The 20,881-nt window shown below is 73.1% G+C and carries 17 protein-coding genes; 6 read left to right on the forward strand and 11 right to left on the reverse strand.

The window, feature by feature from the left end; genetic code table 11:
* The first annotated feature begins 136 nt into the window (after window positions 1–136).
* Window positions 137–3,067: a glycoside hydrolase family 9 protein gene (locus tag AB0877_RS06550; protein WP_366607269.1), complete on the forward strand. Its 2,931-nt coding sequence runs from the start codon at window positions 137–139 to the stop codon at window positions 3,065–3,067.
* Window positions 3,068–3,135: 68 nt separating this feature from the next.
* Here the strand turns inward: AB0877_RS06550 and AB0877_RS06555 are convergent, their stop codons facing one another.
* The 4 genes from AB0877_RS06555 to bioB form a co-directional block, all read right to left on the reverse strand.
* Window positions 3,136–5,289: an acyltransferase family protein gene (locus tag AB0877_RS06555; RefSeq protein WP_366607271.1), complete on the reverse strand. Its 2,154-nt coding sequence runs from the start codon at window positions 5,287–5,289 to the stop codon at window positions 3,136–3,138.
* 77 nt (window positions 5,290–5,366) lie between these two features.
* Complete coding sequence (locus AB0877_RS06560; protein WP_355007074.1) at window positions 5,367–5,873, reverse strand: GNAT family protein; 507 nt, start codon at window positions 5,871–5,873, stop codon at window positions 5,367–5,369.
* Window positions 5,874–5,878: 5 nt separating this feature from the next.
* Window positions 5,879–6,070, reverse strand: a complete 192-nt coding sequence (locus AB0877_RS06565; protein WP_366607273.1) for a hypothetical protein — start codon at window positions 6,068–6,070, stop codon at window positions 5,879–5,881.
* A 5-nt stretch (window positions 6,071–6,075) separates the two neighbouring features.
* Window positions 6,076–7,071: a biotin synthase BioB gene (bioB, locus tag AB0877_RS06570; protein WP_366607275.1), complete on the reverse strand. Its 996-nt coding sequence runs from the start codon at window positions 7,069–7,071 to the stop codon at window positions 6,076–6,078.
* 156 nt (window positions 7,072–7,227) lie between these two features.
* On the opposite strand from bioB, the gene AB0877_RS06575 reads away from it, so the two are divergent.
* From AB0877_RS06575 to AB0877_RS06590, 4 genes are read left to right on the forward strand one after another with little or no spacing between them, the layout of a single operon-like run.
* The gene (locus AB0877_RS06575) at window positions 7,228–8,364 is read left to right on the forward strand and encodes an 8-amino-7-oxononanoate synthase (protein ID WP_366607277.1); all 1,137 of its coding nucleotides are present in this window, start codon (window positions 7,228–7,230) and stop codon (window positions 8,362–8,364) included.
* 55 nt (window positions 8,365–8,419) lie between these two features.
* Window positions 8,420–9,145: a dethiobiotin synthase gene (gene bioD / locus AB0877_RS06580; RefSeq protein WP_366607279.1), complete on the forward strand. Its 726-nt coding sequence runs from the start codon at window positions 8,420–8,422 to the stop codon at window positions 9,143–9,145.
* A 54-nt stretch (window positions 9,146–9,199) separates the two neighbouring features.
* Entirely contained in the window at window positions 9,200–10,771 is a 1,572-nt protein-coding gene (locus AB0877_RS06585; protein ID WP_366607281.1) for a histidine kinase, read from the forward strand.
* Window positions 10,771–11,448, forward strand: a complete 678-nt coding sequence (locus AB0877_RS06590) for a response regulator transcription factor (RefSeq protein WP_366607283.1) — start codon at window positions 10,771–10,773, stop codon at window positions 11,446–11,448. Before AB0877_RS06585 ends, AB0877_RS06590 begins: the two co-directional genes overlap by 1 nt.
* Before the next feature lie 38 nt (window positions 11,449–11,486).
* On the opposite strand, the gene AB0877_RS06595 is transcribed toward AB0877_RS06590, so the two are convergent.
* From AB0877_RS06595 to AB0877_RS06615, 5 genes are all read right to left on the reverse strand, one after another.
* Window positions 11,487–12,269 (reverse strand): ABC transporter permease subunit, encoded by a 783-nt coding sequence (locus tag AB0877_RS06595; RefSeq protein WP_366607285.1) that lies wholly within the window; start codon window positions 12,267–12,269, stop codon window positions 11,487–11,489.
* Window positions 12,266–13,198 (reverse strand): ATP-binding cassette domain-containing protein, encoded by a 933-nt coding sequence (locus AB0877_RS06600; protein WP_366607287.1) that lies wholly within the window; start codon window positions 13,196–13,198, stop codon window positions 12,266–12,268. The genes AB0877_RS06595 and AB0877_RS06600 overlap by 4 nt, the downstream gene beginning before the upstream one ends.
* 89 nt (window positions 13,199–13,287) lie before the next feature.
* Complete coding sequence (locus tag AB0877_RS06605; RefSeq protein ID WP_366607289.1) at window positions 13,288–14,136, reverse strand: polysaccharide deacetylase family protein; 849 nt, start codon at window positions 14,134–14,136, stop codon at window positions 13,288–13,290.
* Between the two features lie 24 nt (window positions 14,137–14,160).
* Window positions 14,161–15,351: a cytochrome P450 gene (locus AB0877_RS06610; protein ID WP_366607291.1), complete on the reverse strand. Its 1,191-nt coding sequence runs from the start codon at window positions 15,349–15,351 to the stop codon at window positions 14,161–14,163.
* Between the two features lie 9 nt (window positions 15,352–15,360).
* Entirely contained in the window at window positions 15,361–16,029 is a 669-nt protein-coding gene (locus AB0877_RS06615) for a 50S ribosomal protein L11 methyltransferase (RefSeq protein WP_366607293.1), read from the reverse strand.
* Between the two features lie 150 nt (window positions 16,030–16,179).
* Between AB0877_RS06615 and AB0877_RS06620 the strand changes: the two genes are divergently transcribed.
* Window positions 16,180–17,073 (forward strand): hypothetical protein, encoded by an 894-nt coding sequence (locus AB0877_RS06620; protein WP_366607295.1) that lies wholly within the window; start codon window positions 16,180–16,182, stop codon window positions 17,071–17,073.
* Window positions 17,074–17,159: 86 nt separating this feature from the next.
* Here AB0877_RS06620 and AB0877_RS06625 read toward each other — a convergent pair whose 3' ends face one another.
* Both AB0877_RS06625 and AB0877_RS06630 read right to left on the reverse strand, forming a co-directional pair.
* Window positions 17,160–20,090 (reverse strand): M36 family metallopeptidase, encoded by a 2,931-nt coding sequence (locus tag AB0877_RS06625; RefSeq protein ID WP_366607297.1) that lies wholly within the window; start codon window positions 20,088–20,090, stop codon window positions 17,160–17,162.
* Window positions 20,091–20,168: 78 nt separating this feature from the next.
* A complete protein-coding gene (locus AB0877_RS06630) occupies window positions 20,169–20,813 on the reverse strand; it encodes a TIGR03086 family metal-binding protein (protein WP_366607299.1) in 645 nt (214 codons plus the stop codon).
* Window positions 20,814–20,881: the final 68 nt, after the last annotated feature.

The following is a 20,881-nucleotide window of genomic DNA, read 5'->3' on the forward strand; positions in this document are numbered from 1 at the left end:
ACATTGTCGGTTATCCATGGGAGCGCTTCCACGCCCGTGGTCACACCGCCACCCCCGCTGTCGCCGGTGGCCGTGCCGCCCGTACGCCGTCCCGCGTCGGTGCGACCGCCGGCGGCGCCTCCGACAGGAGTCCGCCATGCGCCACCTGACCCGGCCGTTCAGCGGCCAGCCCGGCCGGTCGCCGGCCGCCGACCAGCCCTGGCCGCGGCGGCTGCTGGCCCTCGGCGTCGCGCTGCTCACCGGCGCGTCCCTCGCGGTGACCGCGCCACCGTCCGGGCCCGCCACCGCCGCCTCGGCGGCCAAGCCCGCGTCCGCCGCGCCGGCGGCCACCTACAACTACGCCGAGGCGTTGCAGAAGTCGCTGCTCTTCTACGAGGCGCAGCAGTCCGGGCGGCTGCCCGACTGGAACCGGGTCTCCTGGCGCGGCGACAGCGCGCTCACCGACGGGGCCGGCACGGGTGTGGACCTCACCGGCGGCTGGTACGACGCCGGCGACCACGTCAAGTTCGGTTTCCCGATGGCGTTCAGCGCCACGATGCTCGCCTGGGGCGCGGTCGAGTACCGCAGTGGTTACACCTCGTCCGGGCAACTGCCGCACCTGCTCAACAACCTGCGCTTCGTCAACGACTACTTCATCAAGGCGCACCCGTCGGCCAACGTCCTCTATGGACAGGTCGGCAAGGGCGACGACGACCACAAGTGGTGGGGTCCGGCCGAGGTGATGCAGATGGCGCGCCCCGCGTACAAGATCGACGCGAGCTGTGGCGGCGCGGACCTGGCCGGGGAGACGGCCGCCGCGATGGCCGCCTCCTCGATGGTGTTCCGCCCCACCGACGCGGCCTACGCCGACAAGCTGCTCGGCCACGCCCGGCAGCTCTACACCTTCGCCGACACGGTGCGGAAGGCCTACCACGAGTGCATCACCGACGCCACGAGCTTCTACCGCTCGTGGAGCGGCTGGCAGGACGAGCTGGTCTGGGCCGCGATCTGGCTGCACCGGGCCACCGGCGAGGCCAGCTACCTGGCCAAGGCCGAGAGTGAGTACGACAAGCTCGGCACCGAGAACCAGAGCACCACCCGCTCCTACAAGTGGACCATCGCCTGGGACAACAAGCAGTTCGGCGCGTACGTGCTGCTGGCCAACCTGACCGGCAAGCAGAAGTACGTCGACGACGCCAACCGGTGGCTGGACTACTGGACCGTCGGGGTGAACGGGCAGCGGGTGCCGTACTCGCCCGGCGGGATGGCGGTGCTCGACTCCTGGGGCGCGCTGCGCTATGCCGCGAACACCTCCTTCGCCGCGCTGGTCTACAGCGACAAGACCACCGACACCACCCGCAAGGCGCGCTACCACGACTTCGCCGTCCGGCAGATCAACTACGCGCTCGGCGACAACCCGCGCAACTCCAGCTACGTCATCGGGTTCGGCGCCAACGCACCGAAGAACCCGCACCACCGCACCGCGCACGGCTCCTGGTGGGACAGCCAGACCGTGCCGGTGGAGACCCGGCACACCCTCTACGGCGCGCTGGTCGGCGGCCCGTCCTCGGCCAACGACGCGTACAGCGACAGCCGGTCGGACTACGTGATGAACGAGGTGGCCACCGACTACAACGCGGGCTTCACGTCCGCGCTGGTCCGGCTGACCTCCGAGTACGGCGGCACGCCGCTGGCGAACTTCCCGGTCGCCGAGACGCCGGACATCGACGAGTTGACCGTGGAGACCACGGTGACGCAGGCCGAACCTCGGGCCACCGGGCTCAAGGTGATGGTCTACAACAAGTCCGCGTTCCCGGCCCGCGCGCTGACCGACGGCCGGTTCCGGTACTACTTCCGGCCCGACGGCACCGGCCCGGTGCAGGTAACCGCCGGCTACACCCAGGGCTGCCCGTCCCCGACCACCGCCAAGCAGTTCAGCGGCGACATCTGGTACGTCGAGGTGGACTGCGCCGGGTACACCATCGCTCCGGCCGGTCAGTCGCAGCACCGGATGGAGGTCCAGTTCAAGATCGGCGTGCCGGAGGGCGGCACCTGGGACCCGACCAACGACCCGTCGTACCAGGCCACGGCCGGGCCGAACCGGAAGGTCCCGCTCTACTCCGGCACCACCCGGGTGTGGGGTGAGGAGCCGGGCCCGGTGGTGCCGGACACCACCGCGCCGACCGTTCCGGGCACCCCGGTGGCGTCCAACCTCGGACCCCGCACCGTCACCCTGACCTGGGCGCCGTCGACCGACAGCGGCGGCAGCGGCCTGGCCGGCTACGACGTCCGCGAGGTCCAGGTCAACAGCGACACGGTCCTGGTCCGGCCGGTCACCGGCACGACGGTGACCATCACGACGCTGCTGCCAGCGACGTCGTACGAGTTCACCGTCGTGGCCCGCGACGGGGCCGGCAACACGTCGGCTGCCTCGCCGAAGCTCACGGTGACCACGCCGCCGGCCGGCACCGCCGACACCACAGCGCCGAGCACCCCCGGCACGCCGGTCGCCTCGGCCGTCACCGCCACCGGGCTCACCCTGGCCTGGACCCCGTCGACCGACAACGTGGGCGTCACCGGTTACCGGGTCTACCGCGAGGCCGGCGCCACCGACGTGCTTGTCGGCTCGCCGACCGGCAGCACCCAGGCGGTGTCCGGGTTGACCGCCTCCACGGCGTACCAGTTCTACGTGGTCGCGGTGGACGCGGCGGGCAACACCTCCGCGGCGTCCACGCCGGTCGCGGTGACCACGGCGGCCCCGCCGGTCGGTGGCACCTGCACGGTGGGGTACGCCACCACCGACTGGGGCAGCGGCTTCACCGCCAACGTGTCGATCACCAACACCGGCACCACCGCGATCAACGGCTGGACCCTTCGGTTCAGCTTCCCCGGCGGGCAGAGCGTCAGCCAGGGCTGGTCGGCGGCGATCAGCCAGAGCGGCGCGGCGGTCACCGCCACGAACCTGTCCTACAACGGCACGATCGCGGCCGGCGCGTCGGTGAGCTTCGGCTTCAACGGCACGTACAGCGGCGCCAACCCGAAACCGACCGCCTTCACCGTCAACAACACCACCTGCGCCATCGCCTGACCGGCACCGCGCACGAGATCGTGGACAGTTGCCGTCCCGCGCGGACGGCAACTGTCCACGATCTGCTCTCACGGCAGGTGTTCCGCCGCGAGGTGACGCAACCGGTCGTGCAGCCGTGGGGCGAGGCTGCGGGCGTACGTGGCGGTCAGGTGGTGCGCGTCCCGGTAGACGAGCAGCCCGTCGATCACCGCGGGGCACGGTTCGGTGGGGCAGATGGCGTCGTTGAGGTCGGCCAGGCGTACGCCGGGCACCGCCGCCGCGGCGCGCTCCTGCGGGACGCCCCAGGTGAGGGCGCGCTGCCGGGGCTGCGCGCAGGCGGTGAGCCGCTCGCGATGGGCCGAGACGCATTCGGCGATGTCCACGGTGAACGACGGGGTGTCCCGGATGACCACCAGTGGCAGCCCGGCCCCGGTCATCTCCGACCAGGTCTGCGACAGCGCGGCCGTCTGCGCGTCGGTCGTCGCCGGGCCCGGTGGCGGTGGGCTGCCGTCCACCAGCGGAATCTGGGTCACGCTGGAGACGATGAGCAGCCGGGGCCGCCGCTCACCGGTGAGGGCGGTTCGTAGATTGCGGTTCCATTCCGTGCAGCTGTGGTCCGGCCGGCCGGCGATGCCGATCGGCGCGGTCAGGAAGGAACACGTCGTCTTGATGTAGGTGACCAGCCGCCAGCCGCGCTGCGCCGCGATGACCTGGAGGGCCGGCACCCAGTGCGCCGCGTGTGAGTCACCGGCCAGGGCCACCTCGACCGACGAGTCCCGGTCGCCGTAGGTGCAGCTGCGCAGGCTCGCCTCCTGTGCCTGGGTGACGCAGTCGTCCCGGTAGACGTCGGGCAGGTCGTCGCGGGCTTCGAGCGGATCGGGTGTGATGCGGGCGAACCGGTCCACCGGTGCCGCTACCCGCGCGCCCCTGGGTGACGCGACCGGCGCGGCGGCCCCGGCCAGGGGTGCCTGGCCCGGGGCCGGTGGCCGGACCGCCAGTTGCAGTCCGATTCCGGTGAGAACCGTGACGCTGGTGGCCGCCAGTCCCATCCGCAGCACGCGGGCCCTGGAGAACTGCGCGTACCGGAACGGGTTCTCCACCAGGTGGTAGGTCAGCACCGCCGGGACGGCCGAACAGAGGATCATCGCGAGGCCGGCCGTGGTGCCCAGCGGTCCCCACCGGGCTTCCGCCACCACCAGCAGGGGCCAGTGCCACAGATACCACGAGTACGACACAGCGCCGATCGCGCGCGTCGGCCGTCTGTTGAGCAGGAGGGCGGGCCCGTAGCGTCCGGCGCCGGGTCCGGCCGCGATGATCGCCACCGCGCCGAGGGTGGGCAGCAGCGCCAGATGTCCCGGGTAGGCAGCCGTCTCCGGTCGGATCAGCGTCGCGGCGAGGGCGACAGTGGCCATCCCGGCCCAACCGAGTGCGATCGCGACGGGACGCGGCAACCGGGACAGGTGTCCACCCAGGATCGCCAGTCCACCGCCCAGCGCCAGCTCCCACATCCGGGTGGTGGTGACGAGGTACGCCCGCGCCGGCTCGGTCTGGCTGAGGTGAATCGACCAGGCCAGCGACGGGATGCCGACCATAGCGAAGGCGGTGAGCAGCCACGGGGACATCCGGTCGCCGAGGAACGGTCTGCGGTGTCGGCCGGGCCGACCGCCCGAGATCGGACGCCGCGCGTCGGTGTGCCGGGACGTGCGCCGCGAAACCTGGAGGGCGACGACGAGCAGGAGCAGCGGCCACACCAGGTAGAACTGCTCCTCCACGGCGAGCGACCAGAAGTGCTGGAGGATGCTGGGGGCCTCCTCGGAGCGCAGGTAGTCGGTCGACTGCTCCACCAGACGCCAGTTCATCGCGTACGCGGCGCTGGCCAGCGCGTCCCGGGCGGTTCCCGACCACCGGATCGGGGGCAGGAAGAGATAGGTGAGCAGGAGGCTCGCCACCAGGACGACGGTGGCGGCCGGCAGCAACCGCTTGGCGCGTCGGGCGTAGAAGTCGACGATGCGGATTCGGCCGGTCCGGCGGATCTCGTCGACGAGGAGTCCGGTGATCAGAAAACCGGAGATCACGAAGAAGACGTCGACAGCGACGAACCCGGCGGGGAGCGCGGAGATGCCCGCGTGCCCGACCAGCACCAGCGCCAGCGCGAGCCCACGCAGCCCTTCGATGTCGCCCCGGAACCGGCCCGCGAGGATCGGGCCGGCGCTCGCGTCCGACCCCCTCGTCTCCACCCTCATTCAAGGCACGATAAGCCTGATACGGGCGCTAGGGGATAAATGCCGCAAATGGGCCGACCCTGCGTGAGGGCTTCCGTTCACTCCACCAGGTCGTCGGCGAGCAGATCCATCAACAGGCCGTCGTGCCAGCGGCCGTCCGCACCGCGCTCGTAGCGCCGCAGCACCCCCACCGGGCGAAAACCAACCTTCGCGTACGCCCGGATGGCGGCGCTGTTCGCCGCGGCCGGGTCGATGGTGAAACGGTGGTGGCCGTACTCGTCGATCAGGTGTCGGGCCAGGGTGCGGATGGCGTCACCACCGAGGCCGGCGCCGCGCTCCGCCGGGTCGAGGAAGACGTCCAGGCTGGCGTGCCGGTAGTCCGGGTCGGCCTCGGCATACCACTGGATCGCCCCGACCACCCGACCGTCGTGTTCGATCGCGTAGACGTGCAGGTCGTCGTCGGCGAGGTCGGCGCGCACGGAGTCGGCCAGGTCGTCGCCGCCCCGCCACCACCGGCGTACCTCCGGGTCGGCCCGGATCGCGGCGAGGGCCGGCACGTCCGCGACCGTCGCCGGTCGTAGTGTCACCGCGCGCCCTCGCAACATCCGGCTCAGCCTCGCATCTCGCCGTGCTCGACACAGACCGCCGACCAGCCCACCGGCAGCACCTGAACCTTCATCCGGCGACGGCAGCGGGGGCAGAACCGGGGCGGCTCCAACTGGCGGGCCGACGCGCAGGCCGGGTGGACGGTGGCCGTCGCCGGCTCACCGCACCTGTCGCACCACAGCTCCGTCGTCGTCATCGTCGTCACAGCGTGGCGGAGAGCGCCTTGACCGGCATCTTCAACTCGTCCAGAAGCTCCAGGTCGGCCGTCGCCGGTCGACCCAGCGTGGTCAGGTAGTTGCCGACGATCACCGCGTTGATGCCGCCGAGCAGGCCGTCACGGGTGCCGAGGTCGCCGAGGGTGATCTCGCGGCCACCGGCGTACCGCAGGATGGTGCGCGGCATGGCCAGCCGGAACGCGGCGATGGCCCGCAGCGCGTCCTTGCCCTCCACCACCGGACGGTCACCGAGCGGCGTGCCCGGACGCGGGTTCAGGAAGTTGAGCGGCACCTCGTGCGGGTTCAGCTCGGCGAGCTGCGCGGCGAACTCGGCCCGCTGCTCGACGGTCTCACCGAGGCCGAGGATGCCACCACAGCACACCTCCATGCCGGAGTCGCGAACCATCCGCAGCGTCTCCCAGCGCTCCTCCCACGAGTGCGTGGTGACCACGTTGGGGAAGTACGACCTGCAGGTCTCCAGATTGTGGTTGTAGCGGTGCACACCCATGTCGACCAGGTCGTCCACCTGCTCCTTGCTGAGCATGCCCAGCGACGCGGCGACCTGGATGTCGACAGCCGCCTTGATGGCGGCGACGCCCTCGCGCATCTGCTTCATCAGCCGGGCGTCCGGACCGCGGACCGCGGCGACGATGCAGAACTCGGTCGCCCCGGTCGCGGCGGTCTGCTTCGCCGCCTCGACCAGCGACGGGATGTCCAGCCAGACCGAGCGCACCGGCGAGGTGAACAGGCCCGACTGCGAGCAGAAGTGGCAGTCCTCCGGGCAGCCGCCGGTCTTGAGCGAGACGATGCCCTCGACCTCGACCTCCGGGCCGCACCAGCGCATCCGCACGTCGTGAGCGAGCTGGAGGGCGGCGGGCAGGTGCTCGTCGGGCAGGTTCAGCACGGCGAGGATGCCGGCCTGATCGAGGCCGACACCGTCACCCAGGACCTGGGTCCGGGCCTGGTCGAGGATCTCTGGCATGGCTCGTACCCTACAAGGCTCCCCGATCAGCCTGAATGACCTGGCGGCCCGTCGGTGCCCCGCACCGAGTGGAATCGTCGGGCCGATGGCGGCGGGTGGTAATTTCGCCCGGCGGGTGTCGGGCTGACCGGCACACACAGCGGGGGGAGGGTGACGGTGGCGGACTGGCTGGCGGCGCTCGATCGCCGCGCGGAGCTGCGGGCGAAGGCCGGGCTCACCCGGCGACTGCATCCGCGTCCGGCCGACGATCAGATGACCGATCTGGCCGGCAACGACTACCTCGGCCTGGCCACCCACCCGGACGTCGTCGCCGCGGCCACGGCGGCCCTCTCGGCGTACGGGCTGGGGGCTACCGGGTCGCGCCTGGTCCGGGGCTCCACCGACGCGCACCAGGCGCTGGAGGAGGACCTGGCCCGCTGGCTGGGCACCGACGGCGCCCTGGTCTTCTCCTCCGGCTACCTCGCCAACCTCGGCGCGCTGCGGGCGCTCGTCCAACCTCGGACGCTGCTCGTCTCCGACGCGCACAACCACGCGTCGCTGATCGACGGCTGCCGCATCTCCGGTGCGCAGACGGTGGTCACCCCGCACGCCGACGTCGACGCGGTGGCCGCCGCGCTCGCGGCCGCTCCCGGCCGCCCGGCGGTGGTGGTGACGGAGTCGGTCTTCTCCGTCGACGGTGATCTCGCCCCGCTGGCTCGGCTGCACGCGGTGGCCCGCCGTCACGGGGCGCTGCTGCTGGTCGACGACGCGCACGCGCTGGGTCTGACCGGTCCGGCCGGCGCGGGCGCGGTGGCGGCCACCGGGCTGGCGGGCGAGCCGGACGTGGTGGTCACCGCCACCCTGTCCAAGGCGCTCGGTGGCGCGGGTGGCGTTGTCGCCGGCCCGGCCGAGTTCGTCCGGCACCTGGTCGAGACGGGGCGCACGTTCATCTTCGACACGGCACTGCCGCCGGCGGTCGCCGCCGGCGTGCACGCGGCGCTGCGGCTCGCCCAGGCCGGCGACGACCTGCGGGCCGAACTCTCCGACCGGGTGGGACTGGCGGTCGGTCGACTGCGGGCAGCCGGGCTGACCGTCTCCGCCCCGGACGCGGCGGTGATCTCGGTGACCGCCCCGGGTCCGGAGGCGGCGACCGCGTGGGCCGCGGACTGCCGGGACCGCGGTGTCGCGGTGGGCTGTTTCCGGCCGCCATCCACCCCGGACAGCCGCTCCCGCCTGCGCCTGACGGTGAGCGCGGGGGTGCCCCGGGCGGCGTTCGAGCGGGCGCTGGACGTCATCGTGGACACCGCGCCGTGAGCGCGAGGAGTGAGCCGGGTTTGCGAGCCCCGCAGTCGCGAGCCGAGGTGGCGCCGTGACCGGCTGGGCGGGGCCGGTTCTGGTTACCGGGACGGACACCGAGGTCGGCAAGACGGTGGTGACAGCGGCGATCGCGGCCGCCGCGCAGGCCGCCGGGCTGCGGGTGGCGGTGGTCAAACCGGGCCAGACCGGTACGGCCGGCGGTGAGCCCGGCGACGTGGACGCCGTGAACCGGCTGGCCGCGCCGCTGACCGGTCGGACCCTGGCGAGCTATCCGGATCCGCTCGCCCCGTTGGCTGCGGCGCGGGTCGCCGACCTGCCGCCGTTGGAGTTGTACGCGGCGGTGGACGCCGTCCGCGCGGAGGCCGACAAGCACGACCTCGTGTTGATCGAGGGCGCGGGTGGGTTGCTGGTTCCGATGGGGCTGCGGCCGTCCGGGGAGGCGTGGACGATGGCCGACCTGGCGGTGTCGCTCGGCGCGCCGGCGGTGGTGGTCGCCCGTGCCGGGTTGGGCACGCTCAACCACACCGCGTTGACCCTGGAGGCGCTGGACCGTAGGGCGGTGCCGGCCGGTGTGGTGATCGGGGCCTGGCCGGCCCGGCCGGAGCTGGTGCACTGGACGAACCTCACCGACCTGGTGCCGAATCTGCTCGGCGCGCTGCCGGACGGCGCGGGCGCGATGGACCCGGGCGTGTTCCGGCGGTCCGCGCCGGGTTGGCTCACTCCGGCCCTGCACGGGGTGCTGGACGACTGGCGGGTCTGGGCCGAGGAGAGCGGCTGAACACCTGACTTTCGTCGGTGTCCGCGCAGGTCGGGCGTGGGTAGCCTGACCGCCGTGCGGATTCTCGACCATTCGCCGCCGGGTTGGCTGCACCGGCGGCGTCGCCTGTTGCTGGACGTGCTGCTCTTTGCGGTGGTGGCCGCCCCGGTCGGCTACGCCGAGGCGAGCCCGCCGTATTCGCGGTACACGGTGCCGCTGTTGGTCGGCAAGCTGCTGCTGCTCGGTGTGGCGGTGGTGGCGACTCGACGTCAGCCGTTGGTCGCCCTGGTGCTCGCGGTGCTCGGGTCGTTGGCCGATGGCAACTTCGTGTTCGCCATTCCGGTCTTCAGCTATCTCGCCGGGCGACGCAGCGCCACGGTGGGTCCGGCGATCATGGTGTTCGTGCTGATCACGGCCGGTGGCACGGCGCTCAACCTGGGGTTCCTCGGCGCGGGCGCGGCCACCTGGTTCCTGCTCGCCTCGGTGCTGCTCTTCGCCGCCGTGTTCCCCTGGTTGGTCGGCCGGTACCGCCGTCAGCAGCAGGAGTTGACCGATGCTGGTCGCCGGCACGTCGACGCGCTGGCCCGCGAACAGCGGGGCGCCGCCGAGCGGATCCGGCTGCGTGAGCGGGCCCGGATCGCCGGGGAGATGCACGACTCCCTCGGTCACGACCTCAGCCTGATCGCGTTGCGCGCCGCCGCCCTGGAGGTCGCCGCCGAAATGGACGACCGGCACCGGGCCGCGGCCGGGGAGTTGCGGGCCAGCGTCTCCGCCGCCACCGAGCGACTGCACGAGATCATCGGGGTGCTCCGCGAGGAGGCTGGCGCGTCGCTGCGACCGAGCGGGGAGACGGTGGCCGATCTGGTCGACGGTGCCCGCGAGGCCGGCATGGCGGTACGGCTGGACGCCGCCCCGGCGGTCGCGGACCTCCCGGCGATGACCTCTCACGCGGCGCACCGGATCGTCCGGGAGGCGCTCACCAACGCGGCCCGGTACGCGCCGGGCGCCCCGGTGGACGTGCGACTCAGCCGCGACGGTGACCGGGTCGAGGTGGCAGTCGTCAACGACGCGCCACCGGCCGGCCCGCTGCCCGCCCCGCCGTCGCAGGGCAGTGGGTTGCTAGCCCTCGCCGAGCGGGTCCGCCTCGCCGGTGGGACGCTCGACGCCGGCCGTCGGGCCGAGGGTGGGTTCGCGGTACGGGCGGTGTTGCCGGCCACCGCGACGCCGCCGGAGGTGACCGGGTCGGTGGCCGAGGTCGGGCCGACGTCATGGTCCGAGGAACGCCCCGGCCCGGCCGAGCGGCCGGTGGATGCCGAGCGGCGGCTGCACCACGCCCGCCGGCGGGTTCGGCGCAGCCTGCTGGTGGCGCTCGTCGCCCCGGTCGGTTTCGCCCTGGTGCTCTCGTTCGTCTACTACCCGGTGGCGACCGCCGGGACGGTGCTGGACCAGGCGACCTTCGACCAGCTGCGTGTCGGCGCGGCCCGGTCGGAGCTGGTCGGGCTGCCCCGGCGGCAGTTGGAGCGCTCGGCGGCTGTCGGCCGGGCCGGCTGCGAGTACTACACCGACGGTAACTTTCCCCTCGCCGCGCCGACCTGGCGGCTCTGTTTCACCGATGGCCGGCTGGTCAGCAAGGAGTGGATTGCCTAGTGGAGACCCACACGACCGGGACACCGCCGATCCGGGTGGTGCTGGCCGACGACGAGGCGATGATCCGGGCCGGCGTCCGGGCCATCCTCGCCAGCGACCCGGGCATCGAGGTGGTCGCCGAGGCCGGCGACGGGCACGCGGCGGTGGAACTGGTCCGTGCCCACCGTCCCCGGGTGGCGCTGCTGGACATCCGGATGCCGCGGCTGGACGGGTTGGCCGCCGCCGCCGAGATCCGCCGGGTCGTGCCGGACACCGCGACGATCATGCTGACCACGTTCGGCGAGGACGACCACGTGGCCCGGGCGCTCGGGCACGGTGCGAGCGGTTTCCTGCTCAAGGCCGGTGACCCGCGTGAGCTGATCGCCGGTGTGCACGCGGTCGCCGACGGTGGGGCGTACCTGTCGCCGAGGGTGGCCCGTCGGGTGATCGAGCTGGGTGCCGACCGGTTGGCCCGTCGACCCGCCGCCCGCGACCGAGCGGCCGGGCTGACCGAGCGGGAGCGGGAGGTGCTGGCCCTGGTCGGGGCGGGCCTTTCCAATGCCGAGATCGCCCGGCGGCTGCACCTCGTGGAGGGCACCGTGAAGAGCTACCTGACCAGCATCTTCACCCGGCTGGACGTCCGCAACCGGGTGCAGGCGGCGATCCTGGCGTACGAGGCGGGGTTGGTCGACGGCTGAGCGGGGGCCGATCGACCCCCGCTCAGCGCGGCCCTGCCTTACGCGTCGCGGCGGCGCAGTGCGGCCCGGCCCAGCACCAGTGCGGCGGCGGCCCACCCGGCCAGCAGGAGCAGCCCGACCACTGGCGGGTACGGCTCGGTGTCGCCGGCCAGGAAGTGCCCGCCGGCCACGCCGGGGAACACGTCGGCGATCCGGTTCAGCACGTCGATGTCCGGCTCCTGGAGCGACAGCGGCACGATCATCAGGGTGGCGAGGAGGACGGTGAGCGTGAGCACCGCACTGCGGAGCGCGGCGCCGAGGCCCAGGGCGAGCACACCGACCAGCGCCAGGTAGGTCGCCACCGCCACGATGTCGCCGACGGTGCCGGCGGCGGGGGCGCTGCCCCACTCGCCGAGCACCGGCCGGGCGACCAAGGCGCCGACGCCGCCGAGCAGCAGCCCGAGCGCGAAGGTCACCGCCCCGGCGACGGCGGCCTTGGCCAGCAGTACGCGACCGCGGGACGGGGTGCACTGCAGCGTCGTACGGATGGTGCCGCTGGTGAACTCGGCGGTGATCGCGAGCAGACCCAGCGCCAGCACCACGTACTGGGTCAACTCGACCGAGTCGATGAGCACGCTGCCGACGGTGACGATTCCCCGGTCGTCGGTCGGGTCGTCGTTGGTGTTGTCGTTGGCGGCGTAGATGGCCAGTTGACCGGCGCTGGCGGCCATCACCAGCAGCCCGGCCAGCGCCGTCCACCAGGTGCTCCGGACCGAGGAGAGCTTGGTCCACTCGGCGGCCACCGCGCCGTGGCGGGTGCTGGTGCTGGTGCTGGTGCTCATCGCGCCCCACCTCCGGTCGGGCCACCGGCGTACTCGACGCTGTCGGCGGTCAGCTCCATGAACGCCTGCTCCAGCGACGCCGCGTGTGCGCTCAGCTCGTGCAGTCGTACCCCCAGGTCGTGGGCCAGGTCGCCGACCTGGTCGGCGGTGGCGCCGGTGACGGTCAGCTCGTTGCGGTCGGCCGCCTCGACGCTCGCCCCGGCGGCCGTGAGCCGCGCGGCGAGCGCGGCCAGCCCATCCGGGTGCGGGCTGCGGACCCGAACCGCGACAGTGCCGCGGGCGATCACCTCGCCGATCGGCTCGTCGGCGAGCAGTCGCCCCCGGCCGATCACCACGAGCTGGTCGGCGGTGAGCTGCATCTCGCTCATCAGGTGGCTGGACACGAAGATCGTCCGCCCCTCGTCGGCTAGGGAGCGCATCAGCTGCCGCACCCAGCGCACCCCGTCCGGGTCGAGGCCGTTCACCGGCTCGTCGAACATCAGCACCGGCGGGTCGCCGAGCAGCGCGCCGGCGATGCCGAGCCGTTGGCCCATGCCGAGTGAGAGCGTCCGACCCGGCTTGGCGGCGGCCCGCCCGTCCAGCCCGACGGTGTCCAACACCTCGTCGACCCGGCGGGTCGGGATGCCGTTGCTGTGTGCCATGGCCCGCAGGTGCGCCCGGCCGGACCGGGCCGGGTGAATGGCGCGGGCGTCGAGCAGCGCGCCCACCTCGTGCAGCGGCCGGCGCAACTCCCGGTACGCGCGCCCGCCGACCAGGGCCTGCCCGGCGGTGGGACGGTCCAGCCCGAGGATCATCCGCATGGTGGTGGACTTGCCGGCGCCGTTGGGGCCGAGAAAGCCGGTGACCCGGCCGGGCGCGACGTCGACCGTCAACGCGTCGACCGCGACGGTCGACCCGAACCGTTTCGTCAACCCACGTAATGTGATCATGCGCTGACGCTAGGCGAGCGGTCCGCCGCGCCGCCGCGCCCGAACGGCACCACCCGTCCCTGACTTTCGTCAGGTTGGTGGCGGGATGATCACCGTACGTACTGCTCCAGCAGGGCCGGCGTGAGCCCGGCGCGGTGGATCGCCTTCAACGCCGCGAGCAGGTCGTCCATCAGCGCCGGCCGGAAGTGCATCAGCAGCACGTCGCCGGGCTGGACCACCTTCTCCGGGGTCTGGTAGCGCACCTTTCCCTCGTGGACGGTCTCGGTCCAGTGGAAGACGGCCTTCGCGCCGCAGTCGTGCGCGGCCTTCAGTGTGGTGCTGTCATGTTCACCGAACGGTGGCCGGAACAGGGTGGGCCGCTTGCCGAACAGCTCCTTTAACTCGTCGGCGGCGCCGCAGATCTCCTGCTTCTGGTAGTCGTAGGACCGGCCCGCCAGCGAGTTGTGGTGGATGGTGTGGTTCTCCACGACCCCGCCCACCGCCTCGATCTGCCGGAAGTAGTCGGTGTGCTCCGCCGCCGCCGGCGAGTTGAGGAACATCGTCACCGGGATACGCGCCTCCCAGATGAAGTCGATCACTCCCGGCGGGCGGGCCAGCCCACCGTCGTCGATGGTGATGAAGGCGACCTTCTGGTCGGTCGGCAGGCGATGCCAGAACGCGGCCGAACCGGTGGTGGGCAGCGGTACCGGTTGCGGCAGTGGCGCCTCGGGGAACGTCGGCACCTGCGACACGTACCAGGCCAGGCTCTTGAACGCGGGCTTCGCGCTCGGGGACGGCGAGGTCGAGGGGGTCGCCGCCGAGACGGACGGCGTCGGCTTTGCCGCGGCGACCTGCCGGGCGTGCGCCGGATAGCTCGGACCGACTGTGCAGGCAGTCAACGCCAGCAGGGCCAGAAGCGTTACGACGGCAGGGATCCGACGGGTGGAGGTGGCTGACACGCCCGGAAACATACCGAGCGGATGTCAGGATCCGGTCAGCCCGGTGTCCCCGGCGCGGCGGCGGACCACGAACGCGTCCGGCATCCGGAAGGTGAGATTGTCCGGGCACCAGGGCGGACGGAGCACTGTCACCCCGTCCAGCAGCGGCGCGGCCTCGGCCACCACCACGGCCGCCTCCAACCGGGCCAGCACATCCCCGACGCAGCGGTGCGCGCCCGCCCCGAACGCCAGGTGCCGCCGCGATCCACGCTGGCCCGGACGGAACTCGTCAGGCGACTGAACGACCGCCGGGTCCCGACCGGCGCGGCCCAGCCACAGCACGAGGCTGCTGCCCGCCGGCACCCGCGTGCCGCCCAGCGTGCTCTCCGTCACCGCCACCCGCCGCCAGGTGACGATCGGTGGTTCCAGCCGCAACCCCTCCTCCACCACGTCGGCCACCGCGACCTCGCCGCTGCGCAGGCCGGCCCGGACGGCCGGCTCATCGGCCAGCCGGTGCAGGAGCAGGGTGAGGAACTGCGAGGTGGTCTCCTGCCCGGCGACCAACAGGAAGAAGAGCGCGCCGACCACCACGTCCGGCGGGTGCCCGGCCGCCCGGAGCTCGGCGGCCAGACCGCCACCGACGGCCGCGAAGTCCCGCAGCACGCTGTGGAACCGGCCCACCTCGGTGGCGAGCGCCAGCTGCCGGTCGGGGTCCAGTGGTGCCCAGAACAACTCCAGCGCGGCGCGGGCGAAATCCTTGACCGCGCCGACCGGCGCGTCCGGCAACTCGACCAGCCGGGCCAGCACCAGCAGCGGCAGGTCGGCGGCGAGATCCGCGTACAGGTCGACAGCCGCGCCGGCGTCGAGCGCCGCACCGATGCGGGCGACCCGGTCCCGGACCAGCGCGGTGAGCCAGGGCCGTTGCGCGGCCACCCGGGCCGGGTGCAACGCCTGAGCGACGATGGCCCGGATCTGCGGATGGCTGGCGCCCGAGTTGTTCGCCAGGGTCGGCGGCAGCCGGAACCGGTGCCCGGCGAGCACCCGCAGCGCGGTCACCGGCATCGGAGTCACCGCGTCCAGCGCGTTGTCCGGTCGGTAGGTGGCCGGGTCGGCGAGGACCTCGCGGACCAGCGCGTGCCGGGTCACGACCAGATGGGTGCCGCCGACGTGGTCCGGCACCCGGGCCACGTCCGGCCAAGCGGGGTCGGCCACCTGCGCCCAGCTGCGGAACAGCACCCGGACACGCTAGCCGGAGGCCCCCGGCAGCCCGGCGCGCAGCCGCCAAACGGTGGTGCGCTTCACCCGCACACTCTCCAACGCCTCCGGCACCGGCACGTCGTATCCGGCCACCTCGTCGAAGCGGTCCCGGGGCAGGAACGCCCGGCCGGGGTCACCGACGAGCGCCGGCGCGCCGGCCCGGGTGGCGCGCAGCAGGAAACGCAGGACCCGGCGGGCCATCGCCTCGCTGTAGAAGACGTCTCCGGCGAGCACCACCTCGGCGTCCCCGGCGTCGCCGTCGAGGATGTCGCCGAACTCGGCGTCGACGCGTACCCCGTTGGCCTCGGCGTTGAGGGCGACCGCCGCCACCGCCAACTCGTCCACCTCGACGGCCCGCACGGACGCCGCGCCGGCGCGGGCCGCGGCGATGGCCACCAGGCCGGAGCCGGAGGCGAGGTCGAGCACCCGCCGGCCGGCGACCAGCTCCGGGTGGTCGGTGACATAACGGGCGAGGGCCTGCCCGCCGGCCCAGGCGAACGCCCAGAACGGCGGCGGCCGGTCGCTGGAGAACTCGCCCTCGGTCAGCTCCCACAGGCCGATCGGCTCGTCCGCCTGGTGCAGCCGCACCTCAGGTACGAAGGGGACCGGGGCCAGCCGGGCGTGCAGCCGGACGAACGTGCTGGAGAGCTCGGACACGGCGTGATTGTCCCAGCGGCCCGACTCCCGGCGTGTCGCGGGGGAGTGGTGACCGGTTCACCACGGTCGGTGAAAACCCACCCCGTCCTTGCCGTCCGGTGCGAACACACCCGTCTGGTTGGTGCCGTCGGACGCTTCTAGCGTTGCGAGGTGGAGGCGACCGAACGGAGGACGGCGGTGGTGACGGTGTGGCGGTATGCGCTGAGGGCAGGGGTGGTGCTGGCCTGTCTGAGTGGGGTGGAGCTAGCGGTGGCCGCCCCGGCACAGGCGGCCTTCACCACCGAGATGAGCGGCCTGCCGGGACGGTTCACCGCCGGTGAGCAGGTGCGGACGATCTCCGCAGTGGTCACCCAGACGGACCGGCGCGCCAGGTGCGCGAAGGTGCGCTGGTCGATGGTGCTCAGCGTGCAGGGCGGCCTGCGGCTCGACCAGGTGAAGATGGACCGGGTGGAGGAGACCGGCGACTTTCCGCTGCAGATCCGCACCGAGGGTGACACCGCCCGGCTGACCGACCGGCAACTCGATCCGGGCACGCTCTGCCCGGGTCGCACCGTCACGGCCCGCTACCGGGTGGCCTTCGCCGAGGACGTCACCCAGGGGCGGGTCACCCTCGCCGCCGAGGCGTACGACGCCAACCTGCGCCTGCTGGCCCGGCAGACCGCCACCCGCTCGGTGGTGGGAGTCGGCGGCGCGCCGAGCAGCACCCCGCAGCCGACGAAGACCCCGCCGAAGCCCACCGAATCGGCCAGCGCGCCGACCGAGGACGAGAGCGCGGCGACGGAGGAGGCGGTCGAGGAGTACCCGGCCGACGCCGCGCCGCCGGCGGCCAACCGCCCGGTCTCGCAGTCCGGCGCGTTCGGCGTGGTGCAGGCCGCGTTCCTCCTCGGCGGGCTGCTGCTCTTCCTCGGGGTGGGGCTGCTGCTGCGGCTGCGGCAGCTGACCCGGGCCGCGCCCGCCGACGCCGACGGGGGCGACGATCCCCTGGTGGACCGGCGCTGGGAGCGCCCGGCCGTCGCCGACCCGTGGAGCCGAGCACACCGCTGATCAGGGTCCGCGACGGGAGCCGTCCGGCGGTAGCGCTCGCTGATCGGGGGTTGTGGGGCCGGCGGGCATCCGCCGGCCCCACCGTGTCACTTCGAGAACGCCTGGAACTCGGCGATCCGGACCTGGCTCCGGGCCGGGCTGGCGGTCGCGCAGTCCGTCGTCGTGGCCGGGTCGTCGTCCTGCTCGCCCGCGTAGTTCGGGCCGCCGGTGCACTGGCTCGCCAGCACCTCGAGACGCAGGTGGGTGGCGAGGGTGGTGGGCACCGCGAACGTCCGGAGGTTGATGTCGCGGCTGTACGCCCGGTACGCCCCGCCGGGGAACGCGTCCCCCGCGCTGGTGTAGATGCGCTGCCAACGCGCCGGATCCGCGCAGTCGGTGGTCGTCGCGTTGCAGGCGGACACCGCGAACGAGCGCAGCGCACTGAGCGCGTTCTGCGCGCCGGTGTCGGCGTCGCCGGTGATCGCCGGGCGCAGCATCGCGCTGACGTTGACCCGCTTGACCGTCTGCGGGGCGTCACCCGCCAGCGCCACCGTGAGCTGCCGGCCGGCGACCCCGTCCAGGGACGCCCAGTTCGTCGCCTCGGTGTCGTCGACGACCCGGTCCAGGTTGACCCCATCGCCGGTGACGGTGGCGCCGGACGCGGTGGAGGCGAGGTTGCGGCTCATCCGCAGGTCGACGTACCCGTCCTGACCGGCTCTGGCGACCACGCTGAGCCGCTGGTGCCCGAAGCCGGGGGCCACGGCGAGCAGGTCGTACGTGCCGGCCACCATCTCCACGGTGTCCGGGATCGGCGTCGCCGGGTCCGTGTCGGCCACCGGCACGGCCCGCGCCTCGTACGCCCCCACGTACACCCGGATCGGCGCTTCGGCGCTGTCTCCGCGCGGGCGCAGGGTGAGCGTCGCGTTGCCACCGCGCGGCGAGGCGAAACTCGGCGTCGGGTCGGTGTCACCGGCACCGTTCGTGGCGGCGTCCCGGCCCATTCCGGAGCGGGCGAACTCGGTCCAGATGAGGTCCTGGTTAGCGCCGCCGAAGCGGAGCAGGTCGGCGGTGAGCATGTTGTCGCGCATGTCGAGCATGCTGACCTGGCTGGCGGCCTGGAGCAGGAACGAGTCGAAGACCAGCTGCGACCAGCGCCGGTTGCCCGGGCACTGATCTGCGGCGACCGTGCCCAGCGCGCAGTCGAGCTGCCGTTGCGGGGTGCCGAGGCCGTACCGCTTCACCAGGGCGGAGCGGACCCGGAAGTTGGTCGCGCCCCAGATCTCCCCGTCGGCGTGCACGGCCGGGCCGGCGGTGTTGTAGCCGATGTCGGAGTAGTTGAGCGGGCTGCGGCTCAGGTCGTAGTTTCGGATGCCGCTGACCAGGTTGCCGGTGACGTAGCCGCCGGTGATGAAGGGCGTCTCGCCGGGCGCGCGCAGCCCGTGCTGGAAGAGGTACTCGGCGGCGAGCAGGTCGCCCCAGGACTCACCCATCGCCCCGCCCTGGTGACCGCTGATCCCGCTGTCCGGGCCGGCGATCATCCGGTTGGTGATCGCGTGGGTGTACTCGTGACCGATCACCGTCATGTCGTAGTCGCCGTCCACACACGGCGGGTACGGCCCGCCGGCCTGCGGCTGCCAGAGGTACATGTTGGTGGTCGGCGGCAACCCGTCGCGCGGGGTGCCCTGGTTGGCGTTGTTCCGGTTGCCGGTCAGCGCGCCCTGCTGGGCGCGGCCCTGCTCGGCGTCACCGCCCAGGCCGGACGGGGTGAGGTTGACCGCCTGGAGGTTCCACGCCGACTCGGTGAAACCCAACTGGTACGACCAGTCGTGCATCCGGTTGTGCATGGCGAAGAGGTTGGCGATCGACGCGTCCGCGTCGTTGCGCTGCGCGGAGGTGAACACCCCCGGGTTGCACCGGGCCTGGTGCCACTGGTCGGTGAAGGGGTACTCGTAGCGGCGTTCCGGGCTGGTGGGGGCCGGCACGACCGGGGTGCTCGCACCCCAGGACAGCACCGTGTTGGCTGAGTTGCCGCGCGAGGTGAAGGTCGGCGTGCCGGTGGCCGCGTCGACGTCCCACGGTTGGCCGGTGGCCGGGTCGCGGAAGGCGGCCTGGCAGCCGGGGGCCGGGTCGCCGCACCAGCGCACCCGGGGGTCCTGCCCGGGGCCGAGGTCGCGAGGCGGGGTGGCCGGGAAGACCGCCCAGCTCGGGTTGTCGGAGTCGAAGTCGACGAGGTCCTCGCGGACCAGCACCTGCCCGGTGCTGCCGTCCACGTAGCTGGTGAACGCGGCGGGGTGCCCGGTGTCCGCGCCGATCATGGTCACCTCGTAGCCGGCCCGTGGCCCGTCCAGCGGGGTGGGCACGGCCACCGACCGGACGGTGTGGCTGGCCACCGCGTCGGCGGTCAGCTTGGCGTCGGCGAGCGCGGCGGCGTACGCCTGCTCCGCGGTGCGGGTGGCGGGTGCCGGCGTGCCGGTGTCGCGGGCCAGCGAGGAGCTGACCGAGAGCACCGCGCCGTCGGCGACCGCGAGGGTGACGAGGCCGTCCGGCCCGGCGGGCAGATCGCCGAAGCGTTGCCGCAGGGTGACCACGGTGCCGCTGCCGATCGGTCGGACCAGCACCCGTTCCATGTTGGCCACCGTGGCGGCGTCCATGCCGAACAGGTCCTGGTTGGCGGCCAGGTAGGCGCGGGCGGCGTCCTCCGGGTCGGCGGGCAGCCCGCTGGCCAGCGGGGTGCGGCCGGGTCCGAGCGCCTGTGGGGTGCCGAGCCGGTTCCACCGGACGTCGGGGTCGGCGGCGCGGGCCAGGCCGCGTTGGCGGGCGTCGGGTGCCGCCGTACCGGCGCGGTAGTCGGCGTCGGCGGGGGTGTGCCCCTCGGCGAACGGTCCGGACCGGCGCTCGGTGGATGTCGCGCCGCCGGTGGGGGCGGCGGTGCTCATGCCGGTGGGGAGCAGCGCGGCGACCGTCGCCGTCGTCGCCAGGATGGCGATGAGCCGGCGTCGACGCCGGCTCATCGGGGGTGACCACTCCGGTTGTGGCACGGGACCTCCTCGTGGGAGCGGGATGGTCGGCGAGCCGCCGACCACAGATGCGCGGTGACGCATGCGCATCTGTGGATATCAGTCTCCCGAGGTCACGGCAAGGTCCGGCGCCGCTGTCGCGCCAGTGGATCGAGATTCGCTCAGGCGCTCGGCGCCCAGTCGGGGTCGCGGCCGAACGCGGCCAGCAGGTGGTCCTGCTCGTCGGCGTCGTCGGGCACCTGTACGCCGGTGTGGACCAGGTTGTTGCGCCGGTAGGCGTCGATCTCGCCGGCGAACCACTGGGCGGCGGCGTGCACCGCGTCCGGGTCGAACCGTGGCTGCCGCCCCGATCGCCACCGCCACGTCCCAGCCGTGCACGAGGTGCTCGGCGAGGAGTTGCCGCAGGTATTCGGTGGCCGGAGTGTCGCCGCCGGAGAGGTGCACGGTGCGATCGAGCGCGCCGGGGTGGGTGGCGGCGATCTCGGCCTGCGCGGCGGCCTCCCGAGCCGTCGCGATCGGGTCGGCGCCGAGTTGGTCGCCGTCGAGCCGGTCGCCGACCTCGTCGATGGTCCGGCCGGCGAGCAGCGGAACGCTCCACCGGTCCTCGGTCACCACGTGGTTGACGAGCGTGCGGAGGTCCCAGTCCGAGCAGGGTGTCGGGTCGGACCACTGGCCGGGCTCGATCTGATCCACCCGGTCGATGAATTCGGCCAGGCTCCGGCGGTACGCCTCCAAGAGGTCCATGCCGCCGATTGTTCCGCTCGACGGGGCGGACTGAGTCCGTTTTGCCCGGCTCGGTGCTGGTTGGCCCA

The organism is Micromonospora sp. NPDC047644, assembly GCF_040704315.1.
Classification (GTDB): Bacteria; Actinomycetota; Actinomycetes; order Mycobacteriales; family Micromonosporaceae; genus Micromonospora.

Bases quoted from the DNA above. Each gene is read 5' to 3' on its own strand.
- AB0877_RS06550 (WP_366607269.1), top strand. From the start codon at position 137: ATGCGCCACCTGACCCGGCCGTTCAGCGGCCAGCCCGGCCGGTCGCCG.
- AB0877_RS06555 (WP_366607271.1), bottom strand. From the start codon at position 5,289: ATGAGGGTGGAGACGAGGGGGTCGGACGCGAGCGCCGGCCCGATCCTC.
- AB0877_RS06560 (WP_355007074.1), bottom strand. From the start codon at position 5,873: ATGTTGCGAGGGCGCGCGGTGACACTACGACCGGCGACGGTCGCGGAC.
- AB0877_RS06565 (WP_366607273.1), bottom strand. From the start codon at position 6,070: ATGACGACGACGGAGCTGTGGTGCGACAGGTGCGGTGAGCCGGCGACG.
- bioB (WP_366607275.1), bottom strand. From the start codon at position 7,071: ATGCCAGAGATCCTCGACCAGGCCCGGACCCAGGTCCTGGGTGACGGT.
- AB0877_RS06595 (WP_366607285.1), bottom strand. From the start codon at position 12,269: ATGAGCACCAGCACCAGCACCAGCACCCGCCACGGCGCGGTGGCCGCC.
- AB0877_RS06600 (WP_366607287.1), bottom strand. From the start codon at position 13,198: ATGATCACATTACGTGGGTTGACGAAACGGTTCGGGTCGACCGTCGCG.
- AB0877_RS06630 (WP_366607299.1), bottom strand. From the start codon at position 20,813: ATGGACCTCTTGGAGGCGTACCGCCGGAGCCTGGCCGAATTCATCGAC.